The organism is Simiduia sp., from assembly GCF_058345725.1.
Genome location: NZ_JBTUOC010000038.1, coordinates 1 through 7147, shown reverse-complemented (window position 1 = coordinate 7147; position 7147 = coordinate 1). Strand labels below are relative to the sequence as shown.

Genomic DNA, 7147 nt, shown 5'->3' with positions numbered 1-7147 from the left:
GAAAAGCCAGCCATTGAAACGGCGAAAGAGACCAATAGCTAATTTAACCCATTAATCTGCTGGATTTGATCTGTGCCAAAGGTGGCTTTCAATGATCTAAGCACTGGCGCAAAAGGGGTGGGCGCTGACTGTGCACTGGGTGGCGGGCGATGGATCAGTAGCGGCACCGGGTGGGTAAGTAGGCCAGCTCGATATCGGTTAAATTATCGCCCGCCGCCTTCATGCCGGCGGGCACGGCACTTAAACCACACACCCAGGAAACCGGACTTTGGGGTGACCCTTGCACAAATACTGGGTAAATCGTTACCACACGGCCCGCTTGTCCCTCGCCGATTTTATTACCCAGTTCCATATGTAGAGCGCCTTGTTCCAGTGTGACTGCGACAAAGTAATTACCCACGATTTTTTCTGGATCGGGCATGCCTAACGCTTGATTGTCGGCAGGGAACTCTCCCATGACTTTATAGTAGGCCACAACCTGTGACTGAAAATCTGACACCAGCGCCAGCGACTCTTCAATCTGAACACGCGTCAGGCGACCCTTGCTATTCGGAATGGCCAGCGTCACTAAAATGGCGATGATCGCAAGTACGATCATCATTTCGATCAAAGTGAAGCCGTTACGTGGCTGTGTATGAATTGGTTTGCGCATGGCGCTAGCATAGCGGGTTTAGCAGTAACCGTCAGCTATGGTTGGCGCGCGCATGCGCAATTCTGTTAAGCGCACAGCAGAAATTTATCCATCTTGGCCTGAATCGTTTCTTGCAGTGAGCTGGAATCAAAGCGCGATAGGTCCTTTAGTAGGGAGGGCTTTACCCGGTGTAGGTGCAATATAGGTGCGCTTTTGTTTAGCTCGCGCAGGTCTTTGTTAGTAATCACCGGCAGGAAAGGTTCCGATTTGGGCATTCGTTCGGCGATGGATTTCAGTCCGGCAGCCAGCGGTGTAAACTGAAATTTACCGGTAGCCTTGCTGCGTTTGGCCAACATTAGGCCAGTTTTGCCCAGTGCTTCGCCGGGTACGATGAACAGCCCGGTGCGCACAACTGCTTCAGTGCAAATAGATTGATAGGTATCGTGGTGAGCGTCGGGGTTAGGCAGTACCAGCAACTTGCTATTGTCCGCAGTGACCGGCCAGATGTTGTAATTGGCATAGACCTGCTCCACCGAGCCTGAAAAGACGCACAGGGACTCTTCAAAGCGCTTCAGAAAATTGACGGCCTGCTCTTTGTACACGATGCCGGCCAAATTCCAGATGAGTTGCTGAGACATGCTTTCACTCCTTCTTCATGGACTAAAGTGTAAAGTGACTATTGAACAAGCCCCATGACGGATGGCGCCGAAAAAATGACCAAAGATGCCAATTATCCACCCCGACTCGCCCTGCGCTTGGGGGGAAGCCATGACTGACTCTCAAAAAGATGCGCTGGTAGCGCAGATACTGGTGCCGAGCCCAGAGGCAGGAGGCGGCAGCCTTGAAGCCTGGCTACCCCATACAGCACTGCAGGCGATGCTGGGTAAAACCGGGTGGATGCGCTATTTTCAGCAGCTGCAAGCGGCACAGCTGGGCGTGCCGGGCTACTGGTGGCTGGCCAATCCCAATTTGCGCCAAGCCCTGTGCGAGGAAGGCGCTGTGTTAACGAGCTGGTTGCCCGGCTTACAGTTGGATCTCTCTGAGGTGGGTCAGGGCACTATTCAGATTGACCATCCGGTGGTCTGGCTGAAAGCGTATGCCGTGGGTCTGCTTTGGCATCTGACTCGGCAAGCCGTGGGCTCAGGCGTTAAGTTAACCGGGCTCGCGCTGCCCGAGGTGACTCAAGAAGCCAGTGGATTCCTGTCTATTTACGCCGAAGAGGTGGCCATAACAGCGCCCGAGGGGCCCGCAATTCTGCGTTTCGATCCCGCACTGCTACAGCTGCCCTTTGTCACCCATAACCCCAAACTGTTGCCCCTATTTGCCAATACCTTGCCGTTTTTGCGGCCCGGCGGGGAGACCGGGCTTGCCAGCCAGGTGTACGACCTCTTAGAGGGCGTGGACGATTTAAACCAGGCTAGCCAGGCGTGGGTAGCGTCGGAGCTGGCCATGAGTGAGCGCACTCTGATCCGGCAGCTATCGGAGCAGGGTGTCAGTTTTCGGGAATTATTCACCGCCTTTCGCAATAGTCAGGCTGTTGCACGCTTGTGCGAAGGCGAATCTATCGATCGTCTGGCCGCCTATCTGGGGTTTTCCGAGCGTGCCGCCTTTGAGCGGGCGTTTAAGGGCTGGCAGGGCATCACGCCCGCTAAATTCCAGGCGCAGTATCGCCGGCTTTCCAAAGATGTCGACGTTGAAATACTGATTTCGCCCGACCAGCTGCCTAATATGCCCGCCATTGCCTCCCAGCTATTGGCCATGATTCAGCGCGACGATGCCAGTCTAGAGGCGATGTCACAATTGGTGGAACAAGACCCGGTTTTAACGGCCAAGTTAATCAGTATTGCCAGCAGCGCCTATTACGGCATGAAAAAGTCGGCCTCCATAAAGGATGTGGTGGTGCGGGTTTTTGGCGCCGATAAACTGCGTCATCTGGCATTAGCGGTGATAGCTGCTGGCAGCTTTCAGCTGCGCAACTGCCCATCTTTTTCCATACAGCGTTTTTGGTTGCTGTCGTTGGGTGTGGCCCAGCTTGCTACCAGCGTTTATCGAAAAGTAGGGCGATCACAAGAGGACCAAGCCGACATTTATCTGGCGGGGTTGTTACACAATATTGGCCGCTTGGTACTGGTGCAATGTTTTCCAGCTAAAATGGAGGCGCTATTGGCACCACTACAAACCAGCGTTGCGCCGCAAGAATTGTTGGCAATGGAAAAGCTAAAGCTGGGTGTGGACGCCTGCGAGGCAGGTGCCTTGCTATTGGCCAAGTGGCAGTTGCCCCGATCGGTGAGTGTGGTGATGCGCCAATTAGCAGTCGACAAAGTGGCCATGATGCCTGAAGCCCAGCTGCTACTTTCCGCCGAAGAATTTATGCTCGCGCTACTGGACTTACCGGCCGGCACCGAGAGCGAAAATGCGCGCTCGGACATCTTTGACACTTACAGCGCCATCTTGGCCGAATCGCAACAGTGTGCCGCCAGCCAACTGGTGCCACTATTGGCGGAATTTGCCGAGCGGTTACCGGATTTGCAACAAACTGCTGCGGTGATCGATGGCGAGTCTTAAGGTGTGAATGGTCCGAAAGTTACCCGGCTACAGACTTGGCGCAGTCGGCCTAACTCGCAAACTGTCACGTAAAAGCTTAACATGCACGCCGGTTGACGGGGTGCACACATGACCATTGAAATCTACTACCTATTGTTGCTAGTGACAGGCTTTGTCGCAGGTATTATCAACACGCTTGCCGGTGGGGGCAGTAATCTTACGCTGCCTGCGCTCATGGTCATGGGCATGCCCGCCGACGTAGCCAACGCCACCAATCGGGTGGGCGTTGTATTTCAAAGCATCAGCGCTGTGCGCGGTTTTCATCGGCACGGGCGACTGCCCGTTGAGGCTATTGTGCCGGTCATGCTTCCCACATTGGTGGGCGGCGCACTGGGCGCACTGGCCGCGGTCTTTGCCCCCAACGCCATTCTTAAGCCTCTCTTGCTGGGCACTATGATCGCTATGGCGGTGGTGATTTTGGTGAGCCCGTCTGTGGTGGCGCCGGCGGCGGACGAGGTGCCGAAATCTGTTAAGGATTCACCTCTGGGGTTGGCTGGATTGTTGTTTGCGGGCTTTTATGGCGGTTTTGTACAGGCCGGTGTGGGCTTCGTGCTGTTGGCGGCCATCACCGGTGCGCTGCGCTTTGACCTGGTGCGCGCCAATGCCTTAAAAGTCATTTGTGCACTGGGCTTTACGCTGGTGGCGTTGCTCATTTTTGTGGCAGACGGTTTAGTCGCTTGGGTGCCGGGCCTGGTGCTGGCCGTGGGCGCTGTATTTGGCGCGCACCTGGCCGTTAAATTTGCCATTAAAGTGGAGCCGCGGGTGCTAAAGTGGTTTTTATTAATGATGACGCTGGTGGCCAGCGCGGCGGCGCTGCTGGCGGATTGAGCAGCTGCCCGGTGTACACCGGGCAAAGTCTGTCATTACAACATGCGATGCAGGATATCTTTCTCACCGCCCTCCAGCTTGTGATAGATCACGGCGGTTAAGTGCACCACAATCAAAGCCAGCAGTACCCAGGGCGCATATTCGTGTAGTTCGTGAAAAAAGTTGGCGAGCGCGCGGTTCTTTTCGAACAGTAAGGGCACGTTGAAGGCCCCCAGTTTGACCGCGTAGCCGGCAAAATTTGACATAGCCCAACCGCTCAAGGGCACCACCAACATGGCCAGATACATGAGGTGTTTGGTGGCGGTGATCAAGCGGCGTTCGAGACTGGAAAAAGCCGCAGGCAGCGACGGCGCTGCGCGCGCCAGGTCCCAGCCAAGGCGTACCAAGACCAGCCATAAAAAAATAAAGCCAGTGGCTTTGTGCAGGGCGATCAGGGAGGCGCGTTCGGGCGCATCATCGGCCAGTCCGCTCATGTAATTGCCCACCGCTATCAGGCCGAAAATCATCAGGGCCATCAACCAGTGCAATAGCCTGCTCAGAAGCGAATAGCGCTGATCGTTCATAATGTGTCCTCGTTATTGTCGGTGGCAGCTGTGTGGTTGCCGTATGAATTAGTTGGGGTACAGCGGGCGCAATGCGGCCGCTCGTTTAGGGGCTGTGGCCGGGCCGGAAGGGCGTGTGGCCTTTACTTGCGCAAGAATACGGTCGAGCGCGCCGGTAAAGGTGGTGTCTGGGCTGTAGGCGTAAGCTTCCAGCGCTGCTACATCCTTTGCCAGCGTGTGTAGATTGGCGTTGGTCAGACGATCCGTCAATGGCTGTTTACCGAAGGGTTTGGCCCAGCTATCGAGCCAACGCAGAATCTTGATAGCGCGCGCGCTGGTCAGTTCACCTTCGCACAGCTCTGCCAGTTGTTGCCAGTCTGGTGCCGGTGCGGGGCTCGGCTCGGGAGTGTCTACTGCGGGTTGGCGGTGGTGTAAAAAATACCAGAGGCTCAGGGTCAGTAGATTGCTGATGAATAACGCCAGACTTACCCAATACCAATGGTTGTTGGGGGTTGACGCCGCAGGGGATTGGGGCGCCGGCGCGGCGGGTTGTATGGCGGCGGCCTGGGTTAGGTCTGGTGTTGTGTCCGGTGTCGCGGGCAAATCCGGGTTGGGGGCAACGGTCACTGTGCGCGCAGGTAATTGCGCGATTTCAGTCGTTTGGGTTTCCGTATTCCACCAGTGCAAGGTAATGCCGGGCAGGGTGTATTCTCCGGCTTGCGTGGGTACGATCGCATGGGTTTCAGTGATCAGGGTGCTAACGCCATCGGCGTGCACCTGGTCTTTGCGATCAGCAGGCTCACTGTAAAATTTAAGGCCTTTGGGCGCCTGCAATGACAGCGCGGGAATCTGGTTTTCCGTGAGCCCACGCGCAGCGATATGAATTTTGCGGGTCAGTGGCTCACCCACCATCCATTCGCCGGTGTGTTCCAGGCCCTCTTCGGTTAGCGAGAGCTGTTGCGCCGGCAACCAGTCTTTACCCGCAAACTGGTCAGGTGCTGGCTGGATGTCAAGGCTAATGGCCCGACTTCTGACGCGTCGGGTGCCGCCAGTATCGATTTGAAAGGGGTTGCTCCAGCTGCGATTAGATCCGGTAATGACGGTAAAAGTTTGCACGGGTATTTCGAGTGTGCCGCTTTTTTGGGGGAAAAGGGCGTAGCGCAATTCCTTGATGGTGTAGACCTTCTCGCCCACGCGTTTCTGGTACTGCGTATCGCCGAGATTTACCACCAGGCTGTGGTCAACGGTCAGGGCCGAGGCGTCTTGAATGCGCAGTGGGATTGCGGTGTGGAGCTTCACGTTGACCAGAATTTGTTCTTGGACAAATGCTTGCTCTTTGTCGACGGTAACTTCCAGGAACAAGTCGGGGGCAGCGTCCTGATCAAAGGCCGCGGCGTCAGTTACATTCAGCAAAATGGCGTCGCTGAAACTGCCTTGGTACTCGAATGACGGAATGATTAATTTGCCGGTGGCCTTGGGTGCCAGTGTTAGTTGCCACTCGGTAAAGGCTTCCACCTGACCATTGATATTGCGGTACTGGCTATTCTGTGTCCGTCCTAAAATATCAAACTGTGCTTCCAGTTGTGAGAAATCGGGGCCGGAATCGGTTTGCGGCGACACCCGCACCATAAGCTGTAAGGTTTCGTCAATGCTGAGCCGTGCGCGGTCTACGCGCGCACTGATATCCGCAGCCAATAGGCTGGGTGCACACAGCAGTAAGATGATTAACATCCACAGGCGCACGTGTGTGGGGTGAGCCTTGGTGTAATTTGTGTGGGAGCTGTTACCAGCGTTCATGAGCATCGTTCTCCGGTGCTTGCCATTCACCTTGTTTAATTGCAGCGCGGCGCTGTCGATATTGGTATTCGAATTTTCGTCTAAGCAGTCCAGTGGGGTCGTCTTCTACCTGGCGTAGCCACTGCTCCATTGCTTGGCGCTCTTCATCGCTTAAGTGATCCAGGGCATCGGCAGGGCGCGCGGCACGGCCTTCGGCTGCCTCTTCATTTAAGGCATCTGCGCTGTCGTTGTTATTTGCGCGGGCCAGTGCCGCGTCTGTTTTATCGGTCTCCGAAGTATCTGCAGTCTGGGGGTTTGGATCAACCGCCTGGCTGTCCTCGTAATCGCCCAGCGGTTCTTCAGGCCGACCTTGGTCGCCCGCAGTCGGGTTGACTTCGTTGGACGCGGCATCCTGCGAACTTTCCGCGCCAGGCTGTGCCCCGTCCCCGCGGGTGTCATCTTCGGGGCCCGCTTGCGGCTGCTGCTCCGAGTTTTGCTGCTTAGTATTGTGGTCAGATTGCGCTTGCTGATTGTCGCCCTCTACGGGCTTGTGGTTTTGCTCGCCACTGTCGGAATTTGGTCGCCCGTTATTTTTATCCGCTTGGTTGGCGTCGGTGGATTGCTCTTGTTGCGCGGCGTCTGATTGTTGTTTCAATTGCTCTAGAAGTTCGAGGTTGGCCTCGGCGTCTTCCATGCCGGGGGCCCGCTTCAGGGCCTCTCGGTAGCTTTGGATAGCTGCGTCGATTTGACCAGATCGGAAGAGCGT

Annotated in this window: 7 protein-coding genes; 2 read left to right on the top strand and 5 right to left on the bottom strand. The window is 55.8% G+C overall.

Features of this window, described 5'->3' with window-relative positions; all coding sequences use genetic code 11:
- Positions 1 to 154: 154 nt before the first annotated feature.
- A complete protein-coding gene (locus tag ACW8F6_RS09530) occupies positions 155 to 652 on the bottom strand; it encodes a pilin (RefSeq protein WP_491575632.1) in 498 nt (165 codons plus the stop codon).
- A 65-nt stretch (positions 653 to 717) separates the two neighbouring features.
- Positions 718 to 1269, bottom strand: coding sequence for a hypothetical protein (locus ACW8F6_RS09525; protein ID WP_491575631.1), 552 nt, complete (start codon positions 1267 to 1269; stop codon positions 718 to 720).
- Between the two features lie 130 nt (positions 1270 to 1399).
- Here ACW8F6_RS09525 and ACW8F6_RS09520 point away from each other — a divergent pair, with 130 nt between their 5' ends.
- Positions 1400 to 3196, top strand: a complete 1797-nt coding sequence (locus ACW8F6_RS09520; protein WP_491575630.1) for an HDOD domain-containing protein — start codon at positions 1400 to 1402, stop codon at positions 3194 to 3196.
- 108 nt (positions 3197 to 3304) lie between these two features.
- Entirely contained in the window at positions 3305 to 4063 is a 759-nt protein-coding gene (locus ACW8F6_RS09515; RefSeq protein WP_491575629.1) for a sulfite exporter TauE/SafE family protein, read from the top strand.
- A 35-nt stretch (positions 4064 to 4098) separates the two neighbouring features.
- On the opposite strand, the gene ACW8F6_RS09510 is transcribed toward ACW8F6_RS09515, so the two are convergent.
- The 3 genes from ACW8F6_RS09510 to ACW8F6_RS09500 all read right to left on the bottom strand — a co-directional run.
- Complete coding sequence (locus tag ACW8F6_RS09510) at positions 4099 to 4626, bottom strand: cytochrome b (protein ID WP_491575628.1); 528 nt, start codon at positions 4624 to 4626, stop codon at positions 4099 to 4101.
- 48 nt (positions 4627 to 4674) lie between these two features.
- Positions 4675 to 6402: a BatD family protein gene (locus ACW8F6_RS09505; protein ID WP_491575627.1), complete on the bottom strand. Its 1728-nt coding sequence runs from the start codon at positions 6400 to 6402 to the stop codon at positions 4675 to 4677.
- A partial coding sequence (locus ACW8F6_RS09500) for a RodZ family helix-turn-helix domain-containing protein (RefSeq protein WP_491575626.1) occupies positions 6389 to 7147 on the bottom strand: 759 nt, incomplete at its 5' end. The genes ACW8F6_RS09505 and ACW8F6_RS09500, both read right to left, overlap by 14 nt.

What these genes read in the sequence shown, in the direction of transcription:
- ACW8F6_RS09525 (WP_491575631.1), bottom strand. Translation starts at nt 1,269, where the DNA reads ATGTCTCAGCAACTCATCTGGAATTTGGCCGGCATCGTGTACAAAGAG.
- ACW8F6_RS09520 (WP_491575630.1), top strand. Translation starts at nt 1,400, where the DNA reads ATGACTGACTCTCAAAAAGATGCGCTGGTAGCGCAGATACTGGTGCCG.
- ACW8F6_RS09510 (WP_491575628.1), bottom strand. Translation starts at nt 4,626, where the DNA reads ATGAACGATCAGCGCTATTCGCTTCTGAGCAGGCTATTGCACTGGTTG.
- ACW8F6_RS09530 (WP_491575632.1), bottom strand. Translation starts at nt 652, where the DNA reads ATGCGCAAACCAATTCATACACAGCCACGTAACGGCTTCACTTTGATC.
- ACW8F6_RS09515 (WP_491575629.1), top strand. Translation starts at nt 3,305, where the DNA reads ATGACCATTGAAATCTACTACCTATTGTTGCTAGTGACAGGCTTTGTC.
- ACW8F6_RS09505 (WP_491575627.1), bottom strand. Translation starts at nt 6,402, where the DNA reads ATGAACGCTGGTAACAGCTCCCACACAAATTACACCAAGGCTCACCCC.